The sequence below is a fragment of the Leclercia sp. UBA5076 genome (assembly GCF_002416465.1).
Classification (GTDB): domain Bacteria; phylum Pseudomonadota; class Gammaproteobacteria; order Enterobacterales; family Enterobacteriaceae; genus Enterobacter.
In genome coordinates this window covers 63,729-90,726 of the sequence record NZ_DIAO01000019.1, presented here as the reverse complement: position 1 = coordinate 90,726, position 26,998 = coordinate 63,729, and the positions used below count along the sequence as shown (strand labels likewise).

Annotated in this window: 25 protein-coding genes; 17 read left to right on the top strand and 8 right to left on the bottom strand. The window is 55.9% G+C overall.

Going from position 1 to position 26,998, the window contains the following annotated elements:
- Window positions 1-3: 3 nt before the first annotated feature.
- Window positions 4-816, bottom strand: coding sequence for a phospholipid ABC transporter ATP-binding protein MlaF (gene mlaF / locus B3X29_RS19860; protein WP_103177186.1), 813 nt, complete (start codon window positions 814-816; stop codon window positions 4-6).
- 228 nt (window positions 817-1,044) lie between these two features.
- Here mlaF and B3X29_RS19855 point away from each other — a divergent pair, with 228 nt between their 5' ends.
- The 11 genes from B3X29_RS19855 to npr all read left to right on the top strand — a co-directional run bounded on the left by B3X29_RS19855 (window position 1,045) and on the right by npr (window position 8,964).
- Entirely contained in the window at window positions 1,045-2,022 is a 978-nt protein-coding gene (locus tag B3X29_RS19855; RefSeq protein ID WP_159339889.1) for a calcium/sodium antiporter, read from the top strand.
- Between the two features lie 13 nt (window positions 2,023-2,035).
- Complete coding sequence (gene kdsD, locus B3X29_RS19850) at window positions 2,036-3,022, top strand: arabinose-5-phosphate isomerase KdsD (protein ID WP_103177188.1); 987 nt, start codon at window positions 2,036-2,038, stop codon at window positions 3,020-3,022.
- 14 nt (window positions 3,023-3,036) lie between these two features.
- Window positions 3,037-3,603, top strand: coding sequence for a 3-deoxy-manno-octulosonate-8-phosphatase KdsC (kdsC, locus tag B3X29_RS19845; protein ID WP_103824984.1), 567 nt, complete (start codon window positions 3,037-3,039; stop codon window positions 3,601-3,603).
- The gene (gene lptC, locus B3X29_RS19840) at window positions 3,600-4,175 is read left to right on the top strand and encodes an LPS export ABC transporter periplasmic protein LptC (protein WP_103177189.1); all 576 of its coding nucleotides are present in this window, start codon (window positions 3,600-3,602) and stop codon (window positions 4,173-4,175) included. The genes kdsC and lptC overlap by 4 nt, the downstream gene beginning before the upstream one ends.
- A complete protein-coding gene (gene lptA, locus B3X29_RS19835; protein ID WP_103177190.1) occupies window positions 4,144-4,698 on the top strand; it encodes a lipopolysaccharide ABC transporter substrate-binding protein LptA in 555 nt (184 codons plus the stop codon). The genes lptC and lptA overlap by 32 nt, the downstream gene beginning before the upstream one ends.
- 6 nt (window positions 4,699-4,704) lie before the next feature.
- Entirely contained in the window at window positions 4,705-5,430 is a 726-nt protein-coding gene (lptB, locus tag B3X29_RS19830; RefSeq protein WP_103177191.1) for an LPS export ABC transporter ATP-binding protein, read from the top strand.
- A 47-nt stretch (window positions 5,431-5,477) separates the two neighbouring features.
- Complete coding sequence (rpoN, locus tag B3X29_RS19825; RefSeq protein ID WP_103177192.1) at window positions 5,478-6,911, top strand: RNA polymerase factor sigma-54; 1,434 nt, start codon at window positions 5,478-5,480, stop codon at window positions 6,909-6,911.
- Between the two features lie 22 nt (window positions 6,912-6,933).
- Window positions 6,934-7,221 (top strand): ribosome hibernation promoting factor, encoded by a 288-nt coding sequence (gene hpf, locus B3X29_RS19820; RefSeq protein WP_103177193.1) that lies wholly within the window; start codon window positions 6,934-6,936, stop codon window positions 7,219-7,221.
- 82 nt (window positions 7,222-7,303) lie between these two features.
- Window positions 7,304-7,795, top strand: coding sequence for a PTS IIA-like nitrogen regulatory protein PtsN (gene ptsN, locus B3X29_RS19815; RefSeq protein ID WP_103177194.1), 492 nt, complete (start codon window positions 7,304-7,306; stop codon window positions 7,793-7,795).
- A gap of 45 nt (window positions 7,796-7,840) precedes the next feature.
- Window positions 7,841-8,695: an RNase adapter RapZ gene (gene rapZ / locus B3X29_RS19810; RefSeq protein ID WP_032614487.1), complete on the top strand. Its 855-nt coding sequence runs from the start codon at window positions 7,841-7,843 to the stop codon at window positions 8,693-8,695.
- Window positions 8,692-8,964 (top strand): PTS phosphocarrier protein NPr, encoded by a 273-nt coding sequence (gene npr / locus B3X29_RS19805; protein ID WP_032614489.1) that lies wholly within the window; start codon window positions 8,692-8,694, stop codon window positions 8,962-8,964. The genes rapZ and npr overlap by 4 nt, the downstream gene beginning before the upstream one ends.
- Here npr and mtgA read toward each other — a convergent pair.
- The 5 genes from mtgA to lptF all read right to left on the bottom strand — a co-directional run bounded on the left by mtgA (window position 8,961) and on the right by lptF (window position 15,218).
- On the bottom strand, window positions 8,961-9,686 hold the full coding sequence (gene mtgA, locus B3X29_RS19800) for a monofunctional biosynthetic peptidoglycan transglycosylase (protein ID WP_159339888.1): 726 nt from the start codon (window positions 9,684-9,686) through the stop codon (window positions 8,961-8,963). The two genes, npr and mtgA, sit on opposite strands and share 4 nt — an antisense overlap.
- Window positions 9,683-10,336: an isoprenoid biosynthesis glyoxalase ElbB gene (gene elbB, locus B3X29_RS19795; RefSeq protein ID WP_159339887.1), complete on the bottom strand. Its 654-nt coding sequence runs from the start codon at window positions 10,334-10,336 to the stop codon at window positions 9,683-9,685. Before elbB ends, mtgA begins: the two co-directional genes overlap by 4 nt.
- 230 nt (window positions 10,337-10,566) lie before the next feature.
- The gene (arcB, locus tag B3X29_RS19790) at window positions 10,567-12,900 is read right to left on the bottom strand and encodes an aerobic respiration two-component sensor histidine kinase ArcB (protein ID WP_159339886.1); all 2,334 of its coding nucleotides are present in this window, start codon (window positions 12,898-12,900) and stop codon (window positions 10,567-10,569) included.
- A gap of 135 nt (window positions 12,901-13,035) precedes the next feature.
- Entirely contained in the window at window positions 13,036-14,118 is a 1,083-nt protein-coding gene (lptG, locus tag B3X29_RS19785) for an LPS export ABC transporter permease LptG (RefSeq protein WP_103177198.1), read from the bottom strand.
- Window positions 14,118-15,218, bottom strand: a complete 1,101-nt coding sequence (gene lptF / locus B3X29_RS19780) for an LPS export ABC transporter permease LptF (protein ID WP_103177199.1) — start codon at window positions 15,216-15,218, stop codon at window positions 14,118-14,120. Before lptF ends, lptG begins: the two co-directional genes overlap by 1 nt.
- Window positions 15,219-15,484: 266 nt before the next feature.
- Between lptF and pepA the strand changes: the two genes are divergently transcribed.
- The 5 genes from pepA (at window position 15,485) to ahr (ending at window position 22,032) form a co-directional block, all read left to right on the top strand.
- The gene (gene pepA, locus B3X29_RS19775; RefSeq protein ID WP_103177200.1) at window positions 15,485-16,996 is read left to right on the top strand and encodes a leucyl aminopeptidase; all 1,512 of its coding nucleotides are present in this window, start codon (window positions 15,485-15,487) and stop codon (window positions 16,994-16,996) included.
- Between the two features lie 120 nt (window positions 16,997-17,116).
- On the top strand, window positions 17,117-17,560 hold the full coding sequence (gene holC / locus B3X29_RS19770) for a DNA polymerase III subunit chi (protein ID WP_103177201.1): 444 nt from the start codon (window positions 17,117-17,119) through the stop codon (window positions 17,558-17,560).
- Window positions 17,560-20,415 carry a valine--tRNA ligase gene (locus B3X29_RS19765; protein WP_156655280.1) on the top strand — a complete coding sequence of 952 codons (2,856 nt, stop codon included), beginning with the start codon at window positions 17,560-17,562 and terminating at the stop codon, window positions 20,413-20,415. Before holC ends, B3X29_RS19765 begins: the two co-directional genes overlap by 1 nt.
- Window positions 20,416-20,426: 11 nt before the next feature.
- Window positions 20,427-20,930 carry a GNAT family N-acetyltransferase gene (locus B3X29_RS19760; protein ID WP_103177203.1) on the top strand — a complete coding sequence of 168 codons (504 nt, stop codon included), beginning with the start codon at window positions 20,427-20,429 and terminating at the stop codon, window positions 20,928-20,930.
- A gap of 82 nt (window positions 20,931-21,012) precedes the next feature.
- A complete protein-coding gene (gene ahr / locus B3X29_RS19755; RefSeq protein WP_103177204.1) occupies window positions 21,013-22,032 on the top strand; it encodes an NADPH-dependent aldehyde reductase Ahr in 1,020 nt (339 codons plus the stop codon).
- Between the two features lie 86 nt (window positions 22,033-22,118).
- Here ahr and B3X29_RS19750 read toward each other — a convergent pair whose 3' ends face one another.
- Window positions 22,119-23,759, bottom strand: a complete 1,641-nt coding sequence (locus B3X29_RS19750) for a dihydroxyacetone kinase subunit DhaK (RefSeq protein WP_159339885.1) — start codon at window positions 23,757-23,759, stop codon at window positions 22,119-22,121.
- Window positions 23,760-23,896: 137 nt separating this feature from the next.
- On the opposite strand from B3X29_RS19750, the gene B3X29_RS19745 reads away from it, so the two are divergent.
- Window positions 23,897-25,399 (top strand): helicase HerA-like C-terminal domain-containing protein, encoded by a 1,503-nt coding sequence (locus B3X29_RS19745; RefSeq protein WP_159339884.1) that lies wholly within the window; start codon window positions 23,897-23,899, stop codon window positions 25,397-25,399.
- Here B3X29_RS19745 and B3X29_RS19740 read toward each other — a convergent pair.
- Window positions 25,376-26,320 (bottom strand): TIGR01212 family radical SAM protein, encoded by a 945-nt coding sequence (locus B3X29_RS19740; protein WP_159339883.1) that lies wholly within the window; start codon window positions 26,318-26,320, stop codon window positions 25,376-25,378. The genes B3X29_RS19745 and B3X29_RS19740 overlap by 24 nt on opposite strands.
- Between the last annotated feature and the right edge of the window lie 678 nt (window positions 26,321-26,998).

Genomic DNA, 26,998 nt, shown 5'->3' with positions numbered 1-26,998 from the left:
GGCTTAACTCCCTATTCCCAATAGATCTTTATGATAATCACCCGCAGGATAACGGAACGGCACGGGGCCATCTGCAATGCCGTCGAGGAACTGACGAACTCGCGCATCGCTGTTGGTCTGCAATGATTGGGCACTGCCATGCGCCACAATTTTTTTATCCGCTACGATATAGGCGTAGTCGGCAATGCTCAGCACTTCCGGTACGTCGTGAGATACCACAATACAGGTTACACCCAGCGCGCTGTTCAGCTCAGAGATAAGTTTGACCAGCACGCCCATGGTGATAGGGTCCTGCCCGACAAACGGCTCATCGAACATGATCAAATCGGGTTCCAGCGCAATCGCGCGCGCCAGCGCCGCCCGGCGGGCCATACCACCAGAGAGTTCAGAAGGCATCAGCTTCGCCGCCCCACGCAGTCCCACAGCCTCGAGCTTCATCATCACGGTGCTTTTCAGCAGCGCCGGCGGCAGGCGCGTATGCTCGCGCAGCGGGTAGGCGACATTATCGAAGACATTCATGTCAGTAAATAGCGCCCCGGACTGGAACAGCATGCTCATGCGTTTACGCACGGTATAGAGGCGCGAACGTGACATCGCCGGAATATTTTCGCCATCAAAAAGGATCTCGCCCTCGCCTGGCGGAATTTGCCCCCCAATCAGGCGTAACAGCGTTGTTTTACCAATGCCGGAAGGGCCCATGATGGCGGTAATTTTACCGCGGGGCACGGTGAGAGAGATGTTGTCAAAAATGACCCGGCTGCTGCGCGTGAAGCTGACGCCACGGACATCGACTATATTCGCCTCATTCAGGCTCATGTACATTTCCTTTCTGTTGCCGGTTCAGGATCAGCTTGATGCCTGATTTCGCCGCAAACCCAACATTTTTACAGAATATTACCTCTGCAGGTAAGCGAAAGCTGGCATTTGTTTTACTTTTACAGCGCATAAAGTCAAAATTAGGATTCGTTACATCTACAGACAGTATGCAGCGGCAGAGATTTTTTCTCAGTGGACCGGCGAGTATACCTGAAGAAAGGACTTTTGATGCTTCTTGCAACGGCACTGTTAATAATTGGTTTACTTTTGGTGGTCTACAGTGCCGACCGTCTGGTGTTCTCCGCTTCTATCCTCTGCCGTTTGTTGGGTGTTCCCCCCCTGATTATTGGGATGACGGTGGTCAGCGTAGGCACTTCCCTGCCGGAGATCATCGTCTCTGCGGCCGCCTCGATGCACGATCAGGTTGATCTTGCGGTGGGAACGGCTATTGGCTCCAATATCGTCAATATCTTGCTCATCCTGGGCCTGGCTGCGCTACTGCATCCTTTTCGCGTGCATTCTGATGTTCTGCGGCGTGAATTACCGCTAATGTTAATTGTCAGCCTGCTGGCGGGTTATGTGTTATATGACGGGCAGTTCACCCTCAGCGATGGCATTTTTCTGCTGGCGCTGGCGGTCATCTGGCTGTTTTATATCGTGAAGCTTGCCCGGGCGGCAGAAAAGCAAGGCAGTGACACGTTAACCCGCGAACAGGTGGCAGAGCTGCCGCGTGAGGGGAACTTACCCGTCGCGCTGCTCTGGCTGGGCGTGGCGTTAATCATCATGCCCATGGCGACGCAGATGATTGTAGATAACGCTACGGTTCTGGCCAACTATTTCGCCATGAGCGAGTTAACCATCGGCCTGACGGTGATTGCCATTGGTACCAGTTTGCCTGAGCTCGCAACGGCTATCGCCGGGGCGCGTAAGGGTGAAGACGACATGGCGATTGGCAATATCATCGGCTCGAATATTTTTAATATTGCTATCGTGCTTGGCCTGCCTGCCCTGATTGCCCCTGGCGCGTTTAATCCGCTCGCGTTCAGCCGCGATTATGGGGTGATGGTCTTAGTCAGCGTAATTTTCGCCCTGCTCTGCTGGCGGCGAAAAAGGCAGATTGGTCAGGGCGCTGGTGCGCTGCTGACGGTGGGATTTGTCGTATGGATGGCGATGCTGTACTGGCTCTCGCCGCTTCTCTCTGGGTAAACGGAAACGCATTATGTCGCAAATAGAATTGCAGCCGGGTTTTGACTTTCAGAAAGCAGGAAAAGAGGTTCTGGAGATTGAACGTGAAGGTCTGGCGCAGTTAGATCAATACATTAATCAGGACTTTAGCCTGGCGTGCGAAAAACTTTTCCACTGTCCTGGCAAAGTCGTGGTGATGGGGATGGGTAAATCTGGCCATATTGGCCGTAAAATGGCAGCGACCTTCGCCAGTACCGGCACGAAAGCGTTTTTCGTCCATCCCGGCGAAGCGGCGCATGGCGATTTGGGTATGGTTTCGTCACAGGATATCGTCATTGCGTTATCCAACTCGGGCGAATCGAATGAGATCCTGGCGCTGATCCCGGTCCTGAAACGCCTGCACGTTCCCCTGATCTGTATTACGAGCCGTCCGGAGAGCAGCATGGCGCGCGCCGCAGATATCCACCTGTGCGTTAAAGTGCCAAAAGAAGCCTGTCCCCTGGGGCTGGCGCCGACCTCCAGCACCACTGCCGCGCTGGTTATGGGTGATGCGCTGGCCGTCGCCCTGCTGGAAGCGCGCGGCTTTACCGCCGAAGATTTCGCCCTCTCCCATCCGGGCGGTGCGCTGGGACGTAAACTGCTGCTGCGCGTGAATGATATTATGCATACGGGGGATGAAATTCCGCACGTCAGTAAAGAGGCCTCCCTGCGCGATGCGCTGCTGGAAATTACCCGTAAAAACCTGGGGATGACCGTCATCTGCAACGATCAGATGAAGATTGAGGGTATCTTTACCGATGGGGATCTCCGTCGCGTGTTCGATATGGGTGTGGATGTCCGTAAGCTGGGTATCGCCGATGTGATGACCTCAGGCGGCATTCGGGTGCGTCCCGGCACGCTGGCCGTTGAGGTACTGAACCTGATGCAGTCCCGCCATATCACCTCCGTTATGGTTGCCGATGGCGACCAGTTACTGGGTGTGGTACATATGCATGATCTTTTGCGCGCAGGCGTAGTGTAATGAAGGATAAGACAATGATTAATACGGGTGCATCCCTTGCAACCTGTTATGGCCCGGTAAGCGCGCAGATGATGTCGCAGGCCGAGAAAATTCGCCTGCTGATCCTGGATGTGGATGGCGTGCTGTCAGACGGCCTGATTTACATGGGCAATAATGGTGAAGAGCTGAAAGCGTTCAACGTGCGTGATGGCTATGGGATTCGCTGTGCCCTGACGTCTGGCATAGAAGTTGCCATCATCACCGGACGTAAGGCTAAACTGGTAGAAGATCGGTGCGAAACGCTGGGCATTACCCATCTCTATCAGGGGCAATCCGATAAGATGGTCGCTTTCAGGGACTTACTTGGTAAACTTGCCATCGCCCCGGAAAACGTTGCCTATGTCGGAGACGATCTTATTGACTGGCCAGTGATGGCAGAAGTTGGGCTTAGCATCGCCGTGGCCGATGCCCATCCGCTTTTGATCCCACGCGCTGACTATGTCACCCGGATTAACGGTGGCCGTGGCGCAGTACGAGAAGTCTGCGACCTGTTACTGCTGGCGCAAGGTAAGCTTGATGAGGCCAAAGGGCAATCGATATGAGTAAAACCAGACGTTGGGTTATTATTCTGCTAACGCTTGTCGCACTGGTACTGATTGGTGTGAATCTCGCTGACCGGGACGACGAACAAGCGCCTACGGTCAACACCAACGATCCAACGTATAAAAGCGATCACAGCGATACCGTCGTTTACAGCCCGGAAGGGGCGCTGAATTATCGCCTTATCGCTCAGCACGTTGAGTATTTTTCCGAACAGGGCGTCTCATGGTTTACTCAACCCGTGATGACCACGTTTGATACCGATAAAATTCCGACATGGTCGATTAAAGCAGATCGGGCAAAACTGACGAATGACCGTATGCTTTATCTGTATGGCCATGTTGAAGTGAATGCGCTGACCGCAGATGCGCAGTTGCGCAAAATCACGACCGATAACGCACAGATAAACCTTGTGACGCAGGATGTAACATCGCAGGATCTGGTCACGTTATACGGCACAACATTTAATTCCAGCGGTCTGAGAATGCGCGGGAACTTACGCAGCAAGAACGCAGAGCTGATTGAAAAGGTTAGAACCTCTTATGAAATTCAAAACAAACAAACTCAGCCTTAATTGTGTTATAGCCAGCGCCCTGCTGGCCCTTAGCCTGCCTGCGCTTGCTGTGACGGGTGATACCGAGCAGCCGATTCATATCGAATCCGATACGCAATCACTCGATATGCAAGGCAACGTGGTGACCTTTACCGGCAACGTGGTTGTGACTCAGGGCACCATCAAAATTAATGCCGACAAAGTGGTGGTGACGCGTCCTGGCGGTGAGGACGGGAAAGAGATTATCGATGGCTACGGCAACCCGGCCACCTTCTATCAGATGCAGGATAACGGCAAGCCGGTGAAAGGCCACGCCTCCCAGATGCACTACGAGCTGGCGAAAGATTTCGTTGTCCTTACCGGTAATGCGTATCTGGAGCAGCTCGACAGCAACATCAAGGGCGACAAGATCACCTACCTGGTCAAAGAGCAGAAAATGCAGGCCTTCAGCGAGAAAGGCAAACGCGTGACCACCGTACTGGTTCCATCGCAGCTGCAGGACAAAAATAGCAATCAGGCCCCGGCACAGAAAAAGAGTAACTAATTCGTTATGGCAACATTAACTGCAAAGAATCTCGCCAAAGCCTATAAGGGCCGCCGCGTCGTGGAAGATGTCAGTTTGACCGTCAACTCCGGCGAGATTGTCGGCCTGTTGGGTCCTAACGGTGCAGGTAAAACCACCACCTTTTATATGGTGGTGGGCATTGTTCCGCGCGACGCGGGTAACATCATTATTGATGAAGAAGATATCAGCCTGCTGCCCCTGCACGCCCGTGCGCGCCGCGGGATCGGTTATCTGCCGCAGGAAGCCTCAATTTTCCGTCGTCTGAGCGTTTTCGATAACCTGATGGCGGTGCTGCAGATCCGCGATGATCTGACCGCCGAACAGCGTCAGGATCGCGCCAACGAGCTGATGGAAGAGTTCCATATCGAACACCTGCGCGACAGCATGGGCCAGGCGCTCTCCGGCGGTGAACGCCGCCGTGTGGAAATTGCCCGTGCGCTGGCGGCTAATCCGAAATTTATTCTGCTCGATGAACCGTTTGCCGGGGTTGACCCCATTTCGGTTATCGATATCAAACGTATTATTGAGCATCTGCGCGACAGTGGCCTCGGGGTTCTCATCACCGACCACAACGTACGTGAGACGCTGGCGGTGTGTGAGCGTGCCTATATCGTCAGCCAGGGCCACCTCATCGCCCACGGTACCCCGCAGCAGATCCTCGAAGACGATCATGTTAAGCGCGTGTATCTTGGGGAAGACTTCAGACTCTGATAGGGTAGAAGTTAAGACTCGCGTAAACGGAGAAAAATGCTCTGAACATGAAGCAAGGTTTGCAATTAAGGCTCAGCCAACAGCTGGCAATGACGCCGCAGTTACAACAGGCTATTCGTCTGTTGCAACTGTCGACGCTGGAACTGCAGCAGGAGCTCCAGCAAGCGCTGGAGAGTAACCCTCTGCTCGAGCAAACCGATCTTCACGATGAGGTAGAAACGCAACAAAGCCAGGATAACGAGACCCTCGACACGGTGGATGCTCTTGAGCAAAAAGAGATGCCTGACGAGCTCCCTCTCGATGCCAGCTGGGATGAGATCTACACCGCCGGCACGCCATCCGGTACGCGCGCAGACTACCAGGATGACGAGCTGCCGGTCTATCAGGGCGAGACCACCCAGTCACTGCAGGATTACCTGATGTGGCAGGTGGAGCTGACGCCGTTCTCCGATACCGATCGCGCCATCGCCACCTCCATTGTGGATGCCGTGGATGAGACCGGCTATCTGACCGTGTCGCTGGACGATATTCTGGAGAGCATAGGCGATGACGAGATTGAGCTTGAAGAGGTCGAAGCGGTCCTGAAACGCGTTCAGCGCTTTGACCCGATTGGCGTTGCCGCGAGAGATCTCCGTGACTGCCTGCTCATTCAGCTTTCGCAGTTTGTTAAAGAGACCCCGTGGCTGGAAGAGGCCCGGCTTATCATCAGCGAACATCTGGATCTGCTTGCCAACCACGATTTCCGCTCACTGATGCGCGTCACGCGGCTGAAAGAGGAGATCCTGAAAGAGGCGGTCAACCTGATCCAGTCGCTGGATCCGCGCCCGGGGCAATCTATCCAGACCAGCGAGCCGGAGTATGTTATTCCCGATGTGCTGGTGCGCAAACATAACGGTCTGTGGACCGTAGAGCTGAATTCCGACAGCATTCCCCGCCTGCAAATCAATCAGCAATACGCCTCAATGTGCACCAGCTCGCGCAACGACTCGGATAACCAGTTTATCCGCAGTAATCTGCAGGAAGCCCGCTGGCTGATCAAAAGCCTTGAGAGCCGCAATGATACACTACTGCGCGTCAGCCGCTGCATCGTGGAGCAGCAACAGGCGTTTTTTGAGCAGGGTGAAGAGTTTATGAAACCGATGGTGCTGGCGGATATCGCCCAGGCCGTCGAGATGCATGAGTCGACCATTTCTCGCGTGACGACGCAGAAGTATCTGCACAGTCCGCGTGGCATTTTTGAGCTTAAGTATTTTTTCTCCAGCCATGTCAACACCGAAGGCGGCGGCGAAGCCTCGTCGACGGCCATTCGGGCGCTGGTGAAAAAATTGATCGCCGCGGAAAACCCCGCGAAACCGCTGAGTGACAGTAAGTTGACCACCATGCTGTCCGAACAAGGTATCATGGTGGCACGCCGCACTGTTGCGAAGTATCGAGAGTCTTTATCCATTCCGCCGTCAAACCAGCGTAAACAACTGGTCTGACACAACCGATAAGGAAGACACTATGCAGCTCAACATCACAGGACACAATGTCGAAATCACTGAATCCCTGCGTGAATTTGTGAATACCAAATTCGCTAAGCTCGAGCAGTATTTCGAGAGGATCAACCAGGTCTATGTTGTGTTAAAAGTGGAAAAAGTGACTCATATCTCGGATGCTACCTTGCACGTCAACGGGGGCGAAATCCATGCCAGTGCGGAAGGGCAGGACATGTACGCGGCTATCGACGGCTTGATTGACAAGCTGGCACGACAGCTAAACAAACATAAAGACAAACTGAAACAACACTAATTGTCCGGGCAGTTAACGGGTGCAGGACGGCCTGTTGTGAAACACAACGGGCCCTTTGTACAGTTAGCGCTTAGGTGAAATTATGATGAATAACGATTCCACTCTACAACTGAGCAGTGTCCTTAATCAGGAATGTACCCGCAGTGCCGTTCACTGCCAGAGCAAAAAACGTGCGCTGGAGATCATCAGTGAACTGGCCGCAAAACAGCTGAGTCTGGCGCCACAAGTGGTATTTGAAGCGATCCTCACCCGCGAAAAAATGGGCAGTACCGGCATCGGTAACGGCATCGCCATTCCACATGGCAAACTGGAAGAGGATACTCTGCGCGCTGTAGGGGTGTTTGTTCAACTGGAAACACCTATCGCCTTCGATGCCATTGATAACCAGCCGGTCGATCTGCTGTTTGCCCTGCTGGTGCCAGCCGATCAGACCAAAACGCATCTGCACACGCTCTCGCTGGTGGCTAAACGTCTGGCGGATAAAACCATCTGTCGTCGTTTACGCGCGGCGCAGAGCGACGAAGAGCTTTATCAAATTATTACAGAAACGGAAGGCAATCAGGATGAGGCGTAATCGGGTGATGGCTTTAACATCTGTGGTCCTGAGGAGAAACGGTACATGGTGCTGATGATCGTCAGCGGGCGTTCGGGCTCCGGGAAATCGGTCGCCCTGCGCGCACTGGAAGATATGGGCTTTTACTGCGTGGATAACCTGCCGGTGGTGCTTCTGCCCGAGCTGGCCCGTTCGCTGGCGGATCGGCAGATCTCTGCGGCAGTCAGCATCGACGTGCGTAACATGCCTGAATCGCCGGAGATCTTTGAGCAGGCGATGAGCAACCTGCCGGAGGCCTTTTCACCTCAGCTGCTGTTCCTTGATGCCGATCGCAACACGCTGATTCGCCGCTACAGTGACACCCGCCGGCTGCATCCGCTCTCCAGTAAAAACCTGTCGCTGGAAAGTGCCATTGACCAGGAGAGCGATCTGCTGGAGCCGCTGCGCTCGCGCGCCGATCTGATCGTCGATACCTCAGAGATGTCGGTCCATGAGCTGGCGGAGATGCTGCGTACTCGATTACTGGGTAAACGCGAACGCGAGCTGACGATGGTCTTTGAATCGTTCGGCTTTAAGCACGGTATCCCTATCGATGCAGACTACGTGTTTGATGTGCGCTTCTTACCGAACCCGCACTGGGATCCGAAGCTGCGCCCGATGACCGGCCTGGATAAGCCGGTTGCTGCCTTCCTTGACAGACATACGGAAGTGCATAACTTTATCTATCAGACGCGCAGCTATCTTGAACTCTGGTTGCCGATGCTGGAGACAAACAATCGCAGCTACCTGACGGTGGCGATTGGCTGTACCGGGGGCAAACACCGTTCGGTCTATATTGCTGAGCAACTGGCTGACTATTTCCGCTCGCGCGGTAAAAACGTGCAGTCCCGTCATCGTACGCTGGAAAAACGTAAAACATGACCGTAAAGCAGACCGTTGAAATCACCAACAAGCTGGGCATGCATGCGCGCCCGGCGATGAAGTTATTTGAACTGATGCAGGGATTTGACGCGGAAGTTCTGCTGCGTAACGACGAAGGCACCGAAGCCGAAGCCAACAGCGTAATCGCTCTGCTGATGCTGGATTCGGCAAAGGGCCGTCAGATCGAAATTGAGGCCACCGGCCCGCAGGAAGTGGAGGCGCTGGCAGCGGTTATTGCGCTGTTCAACGCCGGGTTTGATGAGGATTAATGCAGCTTATTGGCCTGCATAAATCCTTCCCCACCGAGCTGGCGCATCTGGCGCAGGATCCATGCCTGACGGCTACGTACATAGCCTGATGGCGCACTGGCCTTAAAGCGAATCGGGTTCGGTAACACAGCCGCCAGCAGCGCGGCCTCCGACGCCGTCAGACGGCTGGCAGGTTTGTTGAAATAGCGCTGCGCCGCAGCTTCGACACCAAATATCCCTTCGCCAAATTCCGCGATATTGAGATATACGGTCAGGATCCGTTTCTTACTCCACACCGTTTCGATACCCAGCGTAAGCCCGGCTTCAAAGCCCTTTCTCACCCAGCTGCGACCGTCCCATAAAAACAGGTTTTTCGCCGTCTGCTGAGAAAGCGTCGATGCTCCGCGGATACGGCTCTCGTTACGATCGTTATGCGCTAGCGCCTTCTCGATCGCCCCGACGTCAAACCCCCAGTGCTGAGGGAATTTTTGATCTTCGGCGGCAATCACGGCCAGCCCCATCCAGGGGGAGATCTCATCCATACTCACCCAGTCAGAGTGCGCAACGTAGCTGAAATTACCGCTCAGCCAGTTGCTCACCTGACGTTCAACCATTACCGCTGAAAACGGCACCGGCAGGAAGCTGAACAGGGCGATGCCCCCACCCCAGAAGACCGCCATAACCAACAGAATGCGAATGACGATCCGTCTTAACCAACCCGCTTTCGGACGTCTTAACTTCATGCAGCGAGCACCAGTACGCGCGTAACCAGCTTCTCAATGCCCGTCGCCGCTTCCGCAATAGTTTGTGCCAGCATGTAAGCGGGTGTGGTGACGATCCTGTTCTCTTCGTCGACCACGATATCATCCACCGGACAGGGGATATGCTCACCGCCCATATCCTCGATAGCCTCAGCAGTATCAATATCCGTTCCGATGGTCAGGCGCAGCGGCATATCAAAAATGGCCGGCAACATCGCAGGGGCGATACAGATAAAGCCCAACGGTTTGCCGGCTTCATGCATCTGCAGCGCCAGCGCTTTTAAATCACCGTCTACCCGGCAACCACTCCCCTGGGCGGCAAAATCACTCAGGTTTTTTGCCGCGCCAAAACCGCCTGGCACAATCAGTGCGTCCAGCTCGGTAGCCCGCGCCTCGCTGAGCGGACGAACCTGTCCACGGGCGATCCGCGCAGCCTCAATCAGGACATTACGGCTCTCGGCCATCGTTTCGCCGGTCAGGTGGTTGATCACGTCTACCTGGGTTTTATCCGGTGCGAAGCAGACCGCTTCGGCGCCGTTACGCGCCAGAGCCAGTAGCGTCAAAACAGCTTCATGAATTTCAGAACCATCGTAAACACCACACCCGCTGAGTACCACGCCAACCTTTTTCATCCTGCGATCCCTCTCGAAAAATGTTAAATGCACATTAAAGATTCTGATTAAAACGGTATGCTTCACACATTTAACTGATTCATGTAACAACGTATTTAAGATTTGCTATCTTAACTGCGTGCGGCCTAAAGTTTCCGGCTACGTCATTTACGAAAAAACTATTCCTATTCAGGCGCAGCCAAGATTTCCCTGGTGTTGGCGCAGTATTCGCGCACCCCGGTCTACCGGGGTCATTTTTTTCTGCTTTCCACCCAGGCTTTTAGCACGGCGACATCGTTCTGCCACTCCTGCTTCATCTCCTCAACCCATTCACCCACGTTATCTTCCCAAGCGGGTAAATCCGGAGACTGAATCTGCTGTCCAAGCTGCTGCAGATGGCGCAAACCCACCGATCCGGCCGCACCTTTGATCTTGTGTCCCTCTTCAACGATGCCTTTCTTGTCCCGCGCCGTCAGGTTTGACTCGAGCAAGTTTAAATAGCCCGGCATCATCTTCTCGAAGATGGCCAGGCCATCGGTGATCAACTTCGGACCAACCAGATCGATGTACTGCTCGAGCATGTCGATATCCAGCAAAGACTGTGCTTTCTCTGTATCTACCTTCGTCATGGTGCTCTCCTCTTCGTCACAGGTGTCCCAGAACTTCTTGATCATGGCGGTTAAGGCGGGTACCGCCAGCGGTTTGCTCAGTACATCGTCCATACCGGCATCCAGGTACTCTTTTTTGTCTTTCAGCACGTTGGCGGTCAGCGCCACCAGCGGCGGCAGTTCGTCGCTGGCGTAACGGCTCGTCAGTTCGCGCGAGATATCCAGCCCGGTCATGTCCGGCAACTGAATATCCAGCAGCACCAGGTCATATTCGCCCGGCGTGAACATCTCCAGCGCGGCTTTACCGGTCATAGCAACATCCACGCTGCTGCCCAGTTTCTCCATCACCGATCGCGCGACAATCACGTTCAGCTCGATATCTTCCACCAGCAGCACATGCAGGGCAGGCAGCGGCATATCATCATGGGCAAAGGTGTCCTCGACCTCTTCCGCCACTGCCGGGGCCCGAACGCTGAGTTTAAATACAGAGCCGTGCCCAGGGTTGCTGGTCACCGTGATATCACCGCCCATGCTCTTCGCCAGGCGGCGCGATACCGCCAGACCGATGCCGGTCCCGGTAGCGGGTTTGCCCCCGTGGCTGTCTTTAACCTGGTAATACATGGCAAAGATTTTGTCCTGCTCCTCCTGTGGAATACCAATCCCGGAATCTTCCACCTCGAAGTGCAGCATCTCCCCCTCGCCGTAGCGCACGCGAACTGCCACCTGGCCACTCTGGGTAAATTTGACCGCGTTGCTGATCAGGTTCCACAGGATCTGGCGCAGGCGCGTACCGTCGGTCACCACCTTATGCGGCAGCGGCAAGGTCGGCTCCAGCACAAAGCGTAGCCCTTTCTGCTGCGCCTGCAGACCGGAGAGGTTTTCCAGATCGGCCAGGAAGCTGGTGAAATCCACCGGCTGGTTATCCAGCTGGACTTTGCGCCGCTCCATCTTATCCATATCAATAATATCGTTGAAGATATTGCCGAGCGTAACCGCCGAGACATGGATGGTTTTAAGATATTTCTCCTGCTCGGCCGTCAGTTCGGTGTCGAGCAGAATGCGGCTTAACCCGACGATACCGTTAAGCGGAGTACGCAGTTCATGGCTGATAGTGGAGATAAAGGTCGTTTTATCCCGGCTGGCGCGCTCCAGCGCATCCTGGTAGCGCTTACGCTCGGTAATATCACGTCCGAAGCCCATCAGCCCGTGGCGTTTCCCGACGCGGTCGTAATAGGGCACTTTACGGATTTCGAAGCAGGCTTTGCGCCCGTCCGGGTAGTCGAGCCACTGCTCGTAGGTCAGGGAGACGTTGTGACGGAACACCTTCTCATCGGTTTCGATAACTTTGGCTGCCGCCTCCGGAGAGTAGACATCCTGCGGACGCAGATTGATAAGCTGTTTTTCGCTCTTTCCGGTCAGTAACTCCATCGCCCGGTTACAGCCGGAAAACTCTTTATCTTCATTGCGGTAGAAAACCAGGTCCGGGGAGGCATCAAGGAAAGAGCGCAGGAACGAAGACTGCTGCTCAAGCTGGATCTGCGTCTGCTCACGCTCTTTCATCTCGATTTTCAGCTGTTCCAGCGTAGTCTGGCGCTCAGCCTCCGCTTTTTCTCGATCTGAGATCTCCTGGTTCAGCTGAGCGATGTTGTCTTTTAGCTGCACGTTGAGCTTCAGATCGCGCTCGCGCATCTCTTCCAGCTTTTCCACCAGCCGGGTCAGCCGCTGGCGGGACTCCTCCAGTTGCTCAACTACTACCGAGAGGAAATAGACCGCCCAGGGCGTAATCAACAGGCCAAAGAAAATGGAACGTATAAGATCGATACTCTCAACCTGGCCATGGAGCACCATGGTAATGGCCATCTGCACCACAATCGCCAGCACTACCAGCGCCAGCGCCAGCAACAGGGAGAAGCGCACCAGGCCAAGCTTCATCATCAGATCGACATAGTATTGCGCCAGTAACCGAATTTGCTTCATAAGGGATCTCTTCACGACGTCATCGCACAATAATACTCAAATTCCAGGCAAGACGTTGAAGGTTGTGCAAAAAAGTGAGGGGTAAAACAGGGGATGCGCCTCACTTCCCGGGCAGGGAAGCGAGGCGGGAGGGGATCAGGAGCGCTTCAGCAGCAGCCAGAGGCTGATCACGAAGAAGGAGGCACTCGGCAACAGCGCGCCAATCACTGGCGGTATACCGTACACCAGCGTCAGCGGGCCGAAGATTTGGTCCAGAACGTAGAAGACAAAGCCGAAGCTGATACCTGTCACGACACGCACCCCCATCGGGACGCTACGCAGCGGGCCAAAGATAAACGACAGCGCCATCAGCATCATCACCGCCACCGAGAGCGGCTGGAAGACCTTGCTCCACATGTTGAGCTGATAACGTCCGGAATCCTGGCCACTCGATTTCAGGTACTTTACGTAGTTGTACAGGCCGCTGATGGAGAGTGCATCCGGATCCAGCGCAACCACACCGAGCTTATCCGGCGTCAGGTTGGTTTTCCAGGTGCCAGAGACCGTTTGCGACCCGGTGATCTGTTTTGGATCCTGCAGGTTTGATTCATCTACCTGCGACAGACGCCAGACCTTGTTATCAGTATCAAACGTGGCCGACGCGGCGTAACGCACCGCCTGCAGACGACGCTGGTCGTTAAAGCTGTAAATGCTCACACCGCCGAGGGAGTTATCGCCCGTGACGCGTTCGATGTAGACAAAGTTATTGCCATCTTTCGCCCACAGTCCCTGCTGGGTAGAGAGCAACGAGCCGCCATACATCATTTGCGCGCGGTAGTTACGCGCCATCTGTTCGCCCTGTGGCGCAACCCACTCGCCCATCGCCATGGTCAGCAATACCAGCGGGATGGCCGTTTTCATGACGGAGAGCGCCACCTGCATACGGGTAAAGCCGGAGGCCTGCATGACCACCAGCTCACTGCGCTGCGCCAGCATCCCCAGCCCCAGCAGCGCCCCTAACAGCGCCGCCATCGGGAAGAAGATTTGCACATCTTTTGGAATACTGAGCAGGGTATACATGCCCGCGCCCATGGCATCGTAGCTCCCCTGCCCGGCCTTTTTCAGCTGGTCCACAAATTTGATGATGCCGGAGAGCGACACCAGCATGAATAAGGTCATCATGATGGTGGTGAAAATGGTTTTACCGATATAGCGGTCAAGAACGCCAAACGCCTGCATTACACCGCTCCTTTACGCATAAACCGGGCCCGCACGCGGCGCATCGGCACGGTGTCCCACAGGTTGAGGGCAACGGCCAACAGCAGATAGAGTCCGTTAATCACCCATGTCCAGATAACCGGGTCAATTTTTCCTTTGCCACCGTTCGATTTGATCGATGTCTGCAGCAGGAAGAAGACCAGATAAAGCAGCATGGCGGGCAACATGGAGAGCACCCGTCCCTGACGTGGGTTTACCACGCTAAGCGGCACCACCATCAACGCCATCATAAAGACGGTAAACACCAGCGTGATTCGCCAGTGCAGCTCCGCGCGGGCGCGATTGGTATCGGTGTTGATCAGCGTGCGCATATCCATCTGCTCGGTATCGCTGGGATCCAGCGCAACCGCCTGATGACCAATAATTGCCTGATAGTTCTGGAAGTCAGTGATACGGAAATCACGCAGCAGCGCCGTACCTTCAAAGCGGGTGCCTTTGTTCAGCGTCACAATCTGCGAACCGTCTTTCCCCTGCGCCAGCTGACCGGAATCGGCCACCACGACAGAGGGACGGGCATTGCCCTTGGGACGGATTTGCGCAAGGAATACATCGTTAAAGCGGTTGCCATCCACGCTTTCGATAAACAGCACGGAGTTACCATCCGTTGCCTGCTGGAACTGCCCCTGGGCCAGCGCGGCCATACCAGGGTTGGCTTTCGCCTCAGCCAGCACTTCATCCTGATGACGAGAAGAGACAGGACCGGCCCACATAACGTTCACGGCGGCCACGATGCCGGTGAATAACGCCAGGAGCATAGCGGCTTTAACCAGAACCGCTTTGCTCAGACCGCACGCATGCATGACGGTGATTTCACTTTCGGTATAGAGTTTACCGAGCGTCATCAGCAGTCCGAGGAAAAGGCTAAGTGGCAGGATAAGCTGCGCCATTTCCGGCACGCCCAGCCCAAGCAGGGAAAGCACCAGATTTGTGGGAATTTCGCCATCAACAGCCGCGCCGAGGATCCTTACCAGTTTCTGACAGAAAAAGATCAGAAGCAGGATGAAGAGTATCGCCAGCTGGCTTTTGAGCGTCTCCCGCACCAGATATCTTATGATTATCACATTAAATACGCCCGTAAAAACCCGTCTCTTTGCAGGAAAATCGCTTGTTTCATGGCTTAAACGTCATTTATTCTCTTGAGTCGTCGAAATCATCGCTAAGATTAGAACACCCGACGGATTCGCGCTTCAGGAGTTATTATGACGTGCCGAAACCGTAATAACGTAAGATTAACACGAAGTCACCGCAACAGCGGGTACGAGTTACGAAAGGTTTCAATTCTATCCGTAGCTGTCGCTGTTGTCTTTAAGATTCAGGAGCGTAGTTCATGGAGTTCAGTGTAAAAAGCGGTAGCCCGGAGAAACAGCGGAGTGCCTGCATCGTTGTCGGCGTGTTTGAACCCCGCAGACTCTCTCCAATCGCCGAACAACTCGATAAAATCAGTGACGGCTACATCAGCGCCCTGCTGCGCCGCGGCGAGCTGGAAGGCAAACCGGGCCAGACATTGCTGCTGCATCATGTGCCAAACGTCCTCTCCGAGCGTATCCTGCTGATTGGCTGCGGCAAGGAGCGTGAGCTGGACGAGCGCCAGTACAAACAGGTCATTCAGAAAACGATCAATACGTTGAATGATACTGGCTCAATGGAGGCCGTCTGCTTCCTGACCGAACTGCACGTTAAAGGCCGCAACACCTACTGGAAAGTACGCCAGGCGGTTGAAACGGCCAAAGAGACCCTTTATAGCTTCGATCAGCTGAAAACCACCAAAAGCGAACCGCGTCGTCCGCTGCGTAAGATGGTCTTTAACGTCCCGACCCGTCGCGAGCTGACCAGCGGTGAACGCGCCATTCAGCATGGCCTGGCTATCGCAGCCGGTATCAAGGCCGCGAAAGATCTGGGCAATATGCCGCCAAACATCTGTAACGCGGGCTACCTTGCGTCGCAGGCGCGTCAGCTGGCTGACTCCTACAGCAAAAATGTCGTCACCCGCGTAATTGGCGAACAACAGATGAAAGAGCTGGGGATGCACTCCTACCTCGCCGTCGGCAACGGTTCACAAAATGAATCCCTGATGTCGGTCATTGAGTACAAAGGCAACCCGGCGGAAGATGCACGCCCGATTGTGCTGGTGGGTAAAGGCCTGACCTTCGACTCCGGCGGTATCTCCATCAAGCCTGCCGAAGGCATGGACGAGATGAAGTACGACATGTGCGGCGCGGCGGCGGTTTACGGCGTAATGCGCATGGTGGCCGAGCTGCAGCTGCCAATTAACGTCACTGGCGTGCTGGCGGGCTGCGAAAACATGCCGGGCGGGCGCGCCTATCGTCCAGGCGACGTCCTCACCACCATGTCCGGGCAGACCGTTGAAGTCCTGAACACTGACGCCGAAGGCCGTCTGGTGCTGTGCGACGTGCTGACCTACGTTGAGCGCTTCGATCCGGAAGCGGTTATCGATGTTGCCACCCTGACTGGCGCCTGCGTGATTGCCCTGGGTCACCACATTACCGGCCTGATGTCGAACCACAACCCGCTGGCGCATGAGCTGATTGGTGCCTCTGAGCAGGCGGGCGATCGCGCATGGCGTCTGCCGCTGGGTGACGAGTATCAGGAGCAGCTTGAGTCTAACTTTGCGGATATGGCAAATATCGGCGGTCGTCCTGGCGGTGCAATTACCGCGGGCTGCTTCCTGTCGCGCTTTACCCGCAAGTATAACTGGGCACACCTGGATATCGCGGGCACCGCATGGCGCTCCGGTAAAGCCAAAGGCGCAACCGGCCGTCCAGTGGCTCTGCTGTCGCAGTTCCTGCTCAATCGCGCCGGTTTTAACGGCGACGAGTAAAGGTAAATGCCGGGTGGCGGCTTCGCCTTACCCGGCCTACAAACGGCAGTAAACCGTAGGCCCGGTAAGCGTAGCGCCACCGGGCTTAAGCATTTAAAGTCACCACAAGAAACCCCATATATGAAAAACGCAACGTTCTATCTTCTGGACAATGACACCCAACAGGATGGCTTAAGCGCCGTTGAACAACTGGTGTGTGACATTGCCGCAGAACGTTGGCGCGCGGGTCTTCGCGTGCTGATTGCCTGCGAAGATGAGCAGCAGGCCATCCGTCTGGATGAAGCGCTGTGGGCACGACCGCCGGAAAGTTTTGTTCCGCATAATCTGGCGGGAGAAGGACCGCGCGGCGGTGCGCCGGTGGAGATCGCCTGGCCGCAAAAGCGTAACAGCAGTCCACGCGATATTCTGATTAGCCTGCGCAGCGGCTTTGCAGATTTTGCCACCGCTTTCACAGAAGTGATAGACTTTGTCCCTCACGAAGATTCCCTGAAACAACTGGCGCGCGAACGCTATAAAGCGTACCGCCTGGCTGGTTTTAACCTGAATACGGCAACCTGGAAATAATGGAAAAGACATATAACCCACGCGATATCGAACAGCCGCTTTACGAGCACTGGGAACAGCAGGGCTATTTCAAGCCTAACGGCGATGAAAGCAAAGAGTCCTTCTGCATCATGATCCCGCCGCCGAACGTCACCGGCAGTTTGCATATGGGGCATGCCTTCCAGCAGACCATCATGGATACCATGATCCGTTACCAGCGCATGCAGGGCAAAAACACCCTGTGGCAGGCCGGTACTGACCACGCGGGTATCGCTACCCAGATGGTGGTTGAGCGTAAGATTGCCGCTGAAGAAGGTAAAACCCGTCACGACTATGGCCGCGACGCCTTTATCGACAAAATCTGGCAGTGGAAAGCTGAATCTGGCGGCACCATTACCCGTCAGATGCGCCGTCTCGGCAACTCCGTGGACTGGGAGCGCGAGCGCTTCACCATGGACGAAGGTCTTTCCAACGCCGTTAAAGAAGTGTTCGTCCGTCTTTATAAAGAAGACCTGATTTACCGTGGCAAGCGCCTGGTAAACTGGGACCCGAAACTGCGCACCGCCATCTCTGACCTGGAAGTGGAAAACCGCGAGTCGAAAGGCTCCATGTGGCATATCCGCTATCCGCTGGCCGATGGCGCAAAAACGGCAGACGGTAAAGATTACCTGATTGTCGCGACCACCCGACCGGAAACGCTGTTGGGCGATACCGGCGTGGCCGTTAACCCGGAAGATCCGCGTTACAAAGATCTGATTGGTAAATTTGTGGTGCTGCCGCTGGTGAACCGCCGTATTCCGATTGTGGGCGACGAACACGCCGACATGGAAAAAGGTACCGGCTGCGTGAAGATCACCCCGGCACACGACTTTAACGACTACGAAGTGGGTCGTCGTCACGCCCTGCCAATGATCAACATCCTGACCTTTGACGGCGATATCCGTGAAAGCGCAGAGGTGTATGACACCAAAGGTAACGAATCCGACGTTTACTCAAGCGACATTCCGGCTGAGTTCCAGAAGCTGGAGCGCTTCGCCGCGCGTAAAGCGATCGTTGCCGCTGTCGACGCCCTGGGCCTGCTGGACGAAATCAAGCCACACGACCTGACCGTCCCTTATGGCGACCGTGGCGGCGTGGTGATCGAGCCGATGCTGACCGACCAGTGGTACGTCCGTGCTGACGTACTGGCGAAACCGGCGGTTGAAGCGGTCGAAAACGGCGACATCCAGTTCGTGCCAAAACAGTACGAAAACATGTACTTCTCCTGGATGCGCGATATTCAGGACTGGTGTATCTCCCGTCAGTTGTGGTGGGGTCACCGTATCCCGGCATGGTATGACAACGAAGGCAATGTCTACGTTGGCCGTACTGAAGACGAAGTGCGTCAGGAAAACAACCTGAGCGCTGACGTTGCCCTGCGTCAGGACGAAGACGTACTGGACACCTGGTTCTCCTCCGCGCTGTGGACCTTCTCCACCCTCGGCTGGCCAGAAAACACCGATGCGCTGCGTCAGTTCCACCCAACCAGCGTGATGGTCTCCGGCTTCGATATCATCTTCTTCTGGATCGCCCGCATGATCATGATGACCATGCACTTCATCAAAGATGAAAACGGCAAGCCGCAGGTTCCGTTCCATACCGTCTATATGACCGGTCTGATTCGTGACGACGAAGGCCAGAAGATGTCCAAGTCGAAGGGTAACGTTATTGACCCTCTGGATATGGTTGACGGTATCTCTCTGGAAGAGCTGCTGGAGAAACGTACCGGCAACATGATGCAGCCGCAGCTGGCTGAGAAGATCCGCAAGCGCACCGAGAAACAGTTCCCGAACGGCATTGAGCCGCACGGTACTGACGCCCTGCGTTTCACTCTGGCGGCGCTGGCCTCTACCGGCCGTGATATCAACTGGGACATGAAGCGCCTGGAAGGTTACCGTAACTTCTGTAACAAGCTGTGGAACGCCAGCCGCTTTGTGCTGATGAACACCGAGGATCAGGATTGCGGCTTTAACGGCGGCGAAATGACCCTGTCCCTGGCAGACCGCTGGATCCTGGCTGAATTCAACCAGACCATCAAAGCGTTCCGCGAAGCGCTGGATAACTATCGCTTCGATATCGCGGCAGGCATTCTGTACGAATTCACCTGGAACCAGTTCTGCGACTGGTACCTGGAGCTGACCAAGCCGGTCATGAACGGCGGCACTGAAGCGGAACTGCGCGGCACGCGCCATACGCTGATTACCGTTCTGGAAGGTCTGCTGCGCCTGGCGCACCCGATCATCCCGTTCATCACCGAAACCATCTGGCAGCGTGTGAAGGTCATTGCGGGCATCAATGCTGATACCATCATGCTGCAGCCGTTCCCGTCCTTCGATGCCACGCAGATTGATGAAGCCGCCGCATCCGATACCGAATGGCTGAAGCAGGCAATCATTGCGGTGCGTAATATCCGTGCCGAAATGAACATCGCCCCGGGCAAACCACTGGCGCTGTTGCTGCGCGGTTGCAGCGAAGCGGCACAGCGTCGCGTGACCGAGAACAGTACCTTCCTGCAGACCATGGCACGTCTGGAGAGCATCACCGTGCTGCCAGCCGATGATAAAGGTCCGGTTTCCGTGACCAAAATCATCGACGGCGCCGAGCTGCTGATCCCGATGGCAGGCCTGATTGACAAAGATGCTGAGCTGGCACGTCTGGCGAAAGAAGTGGCTAAAGTCGACGATGAAATTGGCCGTATCGAAAGCAAACTGTCCAATGAAGGCTTCGTTGCCCGTGCCCCGGAAGCGGTGATCGCCAAAGAGCGTGAAAAGCTGAACGGTTATGCACAAGCAAAAGCGAAGCTGATTGAACAGCAGGCGATCATTAGTGCGTTGTAATGAGTGAAGCAATGCGTGTAAATGCTCCAGTAACGGCGCACCTGCGCCGTATCACCGCCACGGATAACCCGGCCATTGCCGGCGTTATCCGCCGGGTATCTGCCGAATACGGCCTGACGGCCGATAAAGGTTATACCGTTGCGGACCCCAATCTCGACGAACTGTACGCCCTGTACAGCCAGCCGGGACATGCCTATTGGGTTGTCGAGCAGAACGGGCAGGTTGTGGGCGGCGGTGGTATTGCACCGCTCGCCTGCAGCGAACCCGATATCTGCGAGCTGCAAAAAATGTATTTCCTGCCTGTCGTCCGTGGACAAGGCCTGGCGAAAAAACTGGCGTTACAGGCGCTCGATCATGCCCGCGCGCAAGGGTTTAAGCGCTGCTACCTTGAAACCACCGCCTTTCTGACCGAAGCCATCAGGCTGTACGAGCATCTCGGCTTTGAGCATATTGACCAGCCGCTGGGCTGTACCGGCCATGTTGATTGCGAAGTGCGGATGCTGAAAACGCTGTAACCTCTCTCCTGCCCCCTTCTGTTAAGCGGTTGTAAACTGAATGCTCTACACTCTCAGTTCAACACCACGAAGGGGAAAACTGATGTCAAAGATAAAAAGCTACGCTGCACCGCAGGCGGGTGCAGAGCTTGAGCTGTACGAATACGATGCAGGCGAGCTGAAAGCAGAAGACGTCGAAGTGCAGGTGGATTACTGCGGCATTTGCCATTCCGACCTGTCGATGATCGATAACGAGTGGGGCTTCTCACAATACCCGCTGATTGCCGGTCATGAAGTGATCGGTCGCGTTGTTGCCCTGGGCGATGCCGCACAGGATAAGGGGCTGAAAATTGGTCAGCGCGTGGGCATTGGCTGGACCGCCCGTAGCTGTGGTCATTGTGATGCCTGTATCAGCGGCAACCAGATCAACTGTCTGCAAGGGGCCACACCCACCATCCTGAACAACGGCGGCTTCGCCGACAAACTGCGTGCCGACTGGCAGTGGGTCATTCCTCTCCCTGAGCAGATGGATATTGAATCTGCCGGTCCGCTGCTGTGCGGCGGGATCACGGTCTTTAAACCGCTGCTGATGCACCACGTCACCGCCACCAGCCGCGTGGGGGTGATTGGCATCGGTGGTCTGGGCCACATTGCCATTAAGCTGCTGCATGCGATGGGCTGTGAAGTGACCGCCTTCAGCTCAAACCCGGCCAAAGAGCAGGAAGTGCTGGCGATGGGGGCTGACAAAGTGGTCAACAGCCGCGATCCCGAGGCGCTGACCGCTCTGGCGGGGCAGTTCGATCTGATCATCAACACCGTAAATGTCGATCTCGACTGGCAGCCCTACTTTGAAGCGCTGGCCTATGGCGGAAACTTCCATACCGTCGGTGCCGTGCTGAAGCCGCTCCCGGTTCCCGCCTTTACGCTGATCGGTGGCGACCGCAGCATCTCCGGTTCCGCAACGGGCACGCCGTACGAGCTGCGCAAACTGATGAAGTTTGCTGGCCGCACCGGTGTCGCGCCGACTATCGAGATGTATCCGATGTCGAAAATCAACGAAGCGATCCAGCATGTTCGTGACGGAAAAGCCCGTTACCGTGTGGTATTAAAAGCGGATTTTTGACGTCAATGTGCCGGGTGGCGGCCACGCCTTACCCGGCCTACATGTGCTTTGTAGGCCCGGTAAACGTAGCGCCACCGGGCGTTTCTCTACAACCGCACCAGAGCCGCAAACACCTCCGCCACCGCAACCGCGCCAGGATCGGCAACGCCCTGCAGATTCTCCTTATTCACATAGGATGAGCGCCCCGCTCCGGCTTTGCCCATGCTCGTCGTGGCATCTGCCCCCTCTTTTGCCGCCCTGACGGCAGCCTGAAGCCCCTCTTTCTGCCACGCTTCCAGCGCGGGCTGCAGCGCATCGATCAAGGTGCGATCGCCCAGATCGGCGCCGCCATAGTGCTTCATTTGCGCAAGCCCGGTCAGCAAAGCATCCGGCAGAGGCTTGCCGCTACGCAGCGCCTGCCCGGCGGCGGTAAAGAAGATCGACATCAACACCCCGCTCGACCCGCCCATCACCGTTGCCAGCCGCTCCCCCACCACCAGCAGCAGCTGCGGCAGATCGTTCAGCGGCAGGCGATCCTCCTCCAGCCATTGCGCAATGTCCCGCGCACCTTGCGCAAAGGTCGAACCGGTATCGCCATCGCCCACTTTCGCGTCCAGGGCGTTAAGGCGGTTTTCCAGGGCAATTAACCGCTCCGCCACCGCAGCGACGTGCTGCGCCACCTGCGCATTTGCCGACGGGGTAAATTCTACGCTGTCGTGCAGCGGGGTATGGGTCAGCGTACGCAGCGGCGCAAAGACGACGGGCTTTTGCCAGCCCAGCGTCTCCACCGGGGCGTTCAGCGCCTGCTCAAATGCCGCGTTCAGCTTCAGCAGCGATAACGAAAAGCCTTTCATGTCCAGCGAGCTCACCAGCGGCGCCGGGCCAATCAAATACGCAATCTGATCCTTCAGGGCGGAATGGGCCAGCTCTTTGGTCAGCAGCGCCATCTCCAGGGCCGACACGCCGCCGAGGTTATTGATCAGGATCGCCAGTCGCCCCTGCCCCGCCTGCGCCAGCAGGGGTTGCACCAGCGTATCGATAATGGCTTGGCTGTTTTGTGTCTCTACCACCGAGGCCCCGGGCTCGCCGTGGATCCCCAGCCCCAGCTCGACATGGCCTTTTTTGATGCGCCCCTCTTCATCGTCGCTGCCCGGCAGATTGCAGGTCTGCATAGCCACACCCAGGCTCCAGAGATTATCGCAGGCCTGGCGGGCCATATCCCGCACCTCGTTTAGCGACTTGCCCTGTTCGGCAGCATACCCGGCTACCTTATGCACCAGCGCGGTTCCGGCGATGCCGCGCGGCTGCTTGTTATCCGGCAGGGCAATGTCATCGGCCACGATCACCATCTCCACTTTGAGCCCGTAGCGTTTGGCCTTTTCTGCCGCGAGGCCAAAGTTGAGACGATCCCCGGTGTAGTTTTTGACGATCAGCAGACAGCCCCGATCGCCCGTGACGGCCACAATGGCGCTGAGCACCGCCTCGACGCTGGGGGACGCAAACAGATCGCCGCAGACGGCCGCGGTCAGCATCCCTTTACCAACAAAGCCCGCGTGCGCCGGTTCATGGCCGGAGCCCCCGCCGGATATCACCGCCACGCGACTTTTATCCCAGTCGGCACGCACCACTACGCGGATAGCCGGATCGATATCCAGCCTGGCGAGATTGCCGTGCGGGGCGGAGATCAGCATCCCTTCAATGGCATCATTCACCAGCTGTTTGCGGTCGTTAAAGAAGAATCTGGACATAGCTTTCCAATATGTTGTTAACCGTATGCAAAAGCATAGTCCGCGCTGCGTAATGCGCTGCAAACTAAGAAATTGACACATTCATTTTGCCGGCAGGTTGCCTATACTCCACCCAGGATTCCACGAGGATGCGCATCATGAGTACACCCCTGCTGATTGCCCGGACGCCGGACACAGAACTGTTTTTGCTGCCCGCGATGGCAAACCGTCATGGTCTGATCACCGGCGCAACGGGCACGGGGAAAACGGTAACGTTGCAAAAGCTGGCCGAGTCATTTTCCACTATTGGCGTGCCGGTGTTTATGGCTGACGTGAAAGGCGATCTCAGCGGCGTTGCCCGGGAGGGGGCCGCATCGGATAAGTTACTCGAACGGCTGAAGAGTATTGGCGTGACCGACTGGCAGCCGCAGGGCAACCCGGTGGTGGCGTGGGATATTTTTGGCGAGCATGGGCACCCGGTACGGGCGACCGTTTCCGATCTCGGCCCGCTGCTGCTGGCACGTCTGCTCGATCTGAACGAGGTGCAGACCGGCGTGCTGAACATTATCTTCCGCATTGCCGATGACCAGGGGCTGTTGCTGCTCGATTTCAAAGATCTGCGGGCCATTACGCACTATATCGGGGATAACGCCAAAGCCTTCCAGACGCAGTACGGCAATATCAGTCCCGCCTCCATCGGCGCCATCCAGCGTGGCTTACTCTCCCTGGAGCAGCAGGGAGCTGAACACTTCTTTGGCGAGCCGATGCTCGACATCCGGGACTGGATGCGAACCGACAGCAACGGCAAAGGTATTATCAACATCCTGAGCGCGGAAAAGCTCTACCAGATGCCGAAGCTCTACGCGGCCAGCCTGCTCTGGATGCTCTCAGAGCTCTATGAACAGCTACCGGAAGCGGGCGATCTGAACAAACCGAAGCTGGTCTTCTTCTTCGACGAAGCCCATCTGCTGTTCAGCGATGCGCCGCAGGTGCTGCTGGATAAGATCGAACAGGTGATCCGCCTGATCCGCTCTAAAGGAGTGGGCGTCTGGTTCGTTTCGCAAAACCCGGCCGATATTCCTGATAACGTCCTGGGCCAGCTGGGTAACCGCGTCCAGCATGCCCTGCGCGCCTTTACGCCGAAAGATCAGAAAGCGGTCAAAGCCGCGGCTCAGACCATGCGCGCCAATCCGGCCTTTGATACCGAGTCCGCTATTCAGGCGCTCGGCACCGGCGAAGCGCTGATCTCTTTCCTGGATGCCAAAGGCAGCCCATCTATGGTGGAGCGCGCGATGGTCATTGTGCCCTACTCCAGAATGGGGCCGATTAGCGACGACGAGCGTAACGGGCTGATCAACCATTCCCCGCTCTACGGAAAATATGAAGATCAGGTGGACCGGGAGTCCGCGTTTGAGATGCTGCAAAAAGGGGTGCAGGCCACCACAGAGCAGCAGCAGGCGCCAGCCGCTAAAGGCCAGTCCGTGGCGGTCGATGAGGGCATTCTCGGCGGGTTAAAAGAGATTCTGTTTGGCAGCACCGGGCCGCGCGGCGGTAAACGCGACGGGGTGGTGCAAACCATGGCGAAAAGCGCGGCACGTCAGGTGACGAATCAGATTGTCCGCGGTGTGCTGGGCAGTTTACTGGGCGGACGCCGGAGATAGCGTGGGTACCCAGGGTGTGCCCAGCGCCGACCCCTGCACGCCCTGCTCGTTCAGATAGCGGTCCAGCTCTACCATCCCCGTCCAGCGATTCTCACACCACAGCGGTGCCAGTAGCGTTGGGCGACGGGCGCTGGCGGAGATGCGGTGATAGACCACTTCCGGTGGTGTGTGGCGAATCATCTCCCCGGCGGTGAGAACATACTCGTCCAGCTCAATCCCGTTCAGCCGCCCGGCTTCCCACGCTTTCGCCATAATGCTGCCACTGACGATATGCAGCGGGTGCAGCTTGATGCCATCCACGCCGGTCTCTACCACACTGTGCAGGGTTTCCAGTGCATGATGTCGCCCTTCTCCCGGCAGGCCAACAATAAGGTGGGTACAGACCTTCAGCCCGCGCTCGCGCGCCAGCCGGGTGGTGCGCTGATAGCAGGCAAAATCGTGACCACGGTTGATGCGGTGCAAAGTTTTATCGTGGGCGGTCTGCAATCCCAGCTCCAGCCAGATCTCGTACCCCTGCGCTTTATATTCGCTGAGCAGATCCAGTACCGCTTCCGGTACGCAGTCGGGGCGGGTGCCGACGCAGAGCCCGACGATATTCGCCTGGCTCACCGCCTGTTGATACATCGACCGCAGCACCTGTACTTCAGCCCAGGTACTGGTATAAGCCTGGAAATAGGCCAGATACTGCTTCGCCCGGTTAACCCGCGTGGACTGATGGGCGAGCTGGGCAGCGATAGACTGGTACTGCTGCGCTTCGTCAGCAAAAGAGGCCACATTACAGAAGGTACAGCCGCCGCGTCCGATAGTGCCGTCGCGGTTCGGGCAGCTAAATCCCCCGTGGAGCGACAGCTTATGAACCTTTTGCCCGTACCGGCGCGAAAGATCCCCACCAAACATATTGACTAATTTCTGTAACTGCATAATCTGTTAGACCGCCCCGTTGAAAGGGGACAAGCCTGCCATTTTTAACCGCCGTCGGCGATGACCTGGATCAATCGCCCTGGTGCGCTTTTATCTTTTGAATAATTAACCAGGATAATTGCAATTTCATTCACCGCCTGCTTAATTACTTTTCCTTATGTTCTGATGGTTTTTTTCATTTATATCGTCTTTGCTGAAAAACAGTGACATCATGCGGGCTTTAGTAGCATGACAGCATTTAATCCTGCTTAAATCGCACTATTTAGCATGCTACAGCGATAATACCGCTTTCATATAGTGAGTCAGATCACACTCCCCAAAAGCCCACAGCAAGGTTACAGTGATGTGAAAGCAGCTAAATATATACTTAAATCAATGATATAACCTGTTAGTAGCACATATCTGGATAAATAAGATTGCCATTTGACCTGTGTACAGATTCCCGATAAGTTGGAAATCCGCTGGAAGCTTTCTGGATGAGCAGCCTGCTCATCATATTTATGCAGTAATTGAGATTCCCTCTGAAGCAAGTCCTCAAACTTGTTTACCTGCGCGAAAAGGATATTAAGAGGGCGAATGCGAGGTACGCGTATGAAGCGCAAACCCCGTCGCCATGCTCTTTCTGTGCCTGTGCGCCACGGTTCAGTGGGAAGCCCGACGAGCCTGGGGAGGTTCACT

Coding starts and splice junctions, on each gene's coding strand:
- mlaF (WP_103177186.1), bottom strand. CDS start 816: ATGAGCCTGAATGAGGCGAATATAGTCGATGTCCGTGGCGTCAGCTTC.
- B3X29_RS19855 (WP_159339889.1), top strand. CDS start 1,045: ATGCTTCTTGCAACGGCACTGTTAATAATTGGTTTACTTTTGGTGGTC.
- kdsD (WP_103177188.1), top strand. CDS start 2,036: ATGTCGCAAATAGAATTGCAGCCGGGTTTTGACTTTCAGAAAGCAGGA.
- kdsC (WP_103824984.1), top strand. CDS start 3,037: ATGATTAATACGGGTGCATCCCTTGCAACCTGTTATGGCCCGGTAAGC.
- lptC (WP_103177189.1), top strand. CDS start 3,600: ATGAGTAAAACCAGACGTTGGGTTATTATTCTGCTAACGCTTGTCGCA.
- lptA (WP_103177190.1), top strand. CDS start 4,144: ATGAAATTCAAAACAAACAAACTCAGCCTTAATTGTGTTATAGCCAGC.
- lptB (WP_103177191.1), top strand. CDS start 4,705: ATGGCAACATTAACTGCAAAGAATCTCGCCAAAGCCTATAAGGGCCGC.
- rpoN (WP_103177192.1), top strand. CDS start 5,478: ATGAAGCAAGGTTTGCAATTAAGGCTCAGCCAACAGCTGGCAATGACG.
- hpf (WP_103177193.1), top strand. CDS start 6,934: ATGCAGCTCAACATCACAGGACACAATGTCGAAATCACTGAATCCCTG.
- ptsN (WP_103177194.1), top strand. CDS start 7,304: ATGATGAATAACGATTCCACTCTACAACTGAGCAGTGTCCTTAATCAG.
- rapZ (WP_032614487.1), top strand. CDS start 7,841: ATGGTGCTGATGATCGTCAGCGGGCGTTCGGGCTCCGGGAAATCGGTC.
- npr (WP_032614489.1), top strand. CDS start 8,692: ATGACCGTAAAGCAGACCGTTGAAATCACCAACAAGCTGGGCATGCAT.
- mtgA (WP_159339888.1), bottom strand. CDS start 9,686: ATGAAGTTAAGACGTCCGAAAGCGGGTTGGTTAAGACGGATCGTCATT.
- elbB (WP_159339887.1), bottom strand. CDS start 10,336: ATGAAAAAGGTTGGCGTGGTACTCAGCGGGTGTGGTGTTTACGATGGT.
- arcB (WP_159339886.1), bottom strand. CDS start 12,900: ATGAAGCAAATTCGGTTACTGGCGCAATACTATGTCGATCTGATGATG.
- lptG (WP_103177198.1), bottom strand. CDS start 14,118: ATGCAGGCGTTTGGCGTTCTTGACCGCTATATCGGTAAAACCATTTTC.
- pepA (WP_103177200.1), top strand. CDS start 15,485: ATGGAGTTCAGTGTAAAAAGCGGTAGCCCGGAGAAACAGCGGAGTGCC.
- holC (WP_103177201.1), top strand. CDS start 17,117: ATGAAAAACGCAACGTTCTATCTTCTGGACAATGACACCCAACAGGAT.
- B3X29_RS19765 (WP_156655280.1), top strand. CDS start 17,560: ATGGAAAAGACATATAACCCACGCGATATCGAACAGCCGCTTTACGAG.
- B3X29_RS19760 (WP_103177203.1), top strand. CDS start 20,427: ATGCGTGTAAATGCTCCAGTAACGGCGCACCTGCGCCGTATCACCGCC.
- ahr (WP_103177204.1), top strand. CDS start 21,013: ATGTCAAAGATAAAAAGCTACGCTGCACCGCAGGCGGGTGCAGAGCTT.
- B3X29_RS19750 (WP_159339885.1), bottom strand. CDS start 23,759: ATGTCCAGATTCTTCTTTAACGACCGCAAACAGCTGGTGAATGATGCC.
- B3X29_RS19745 (WP_159339884.1), top strand. CDS start 23,897: ATGAGTACACCCCTGCTGATTGCCCGGACGCCGGACACAGAACTGTTT.
- B3X29_RS19740 (WP_159339883.1), bottom strand. CDS start 26,320: ATGCAGTTACAGAAATTAGTCAATATGTTTGGTGGGGATCTTTCGCGC.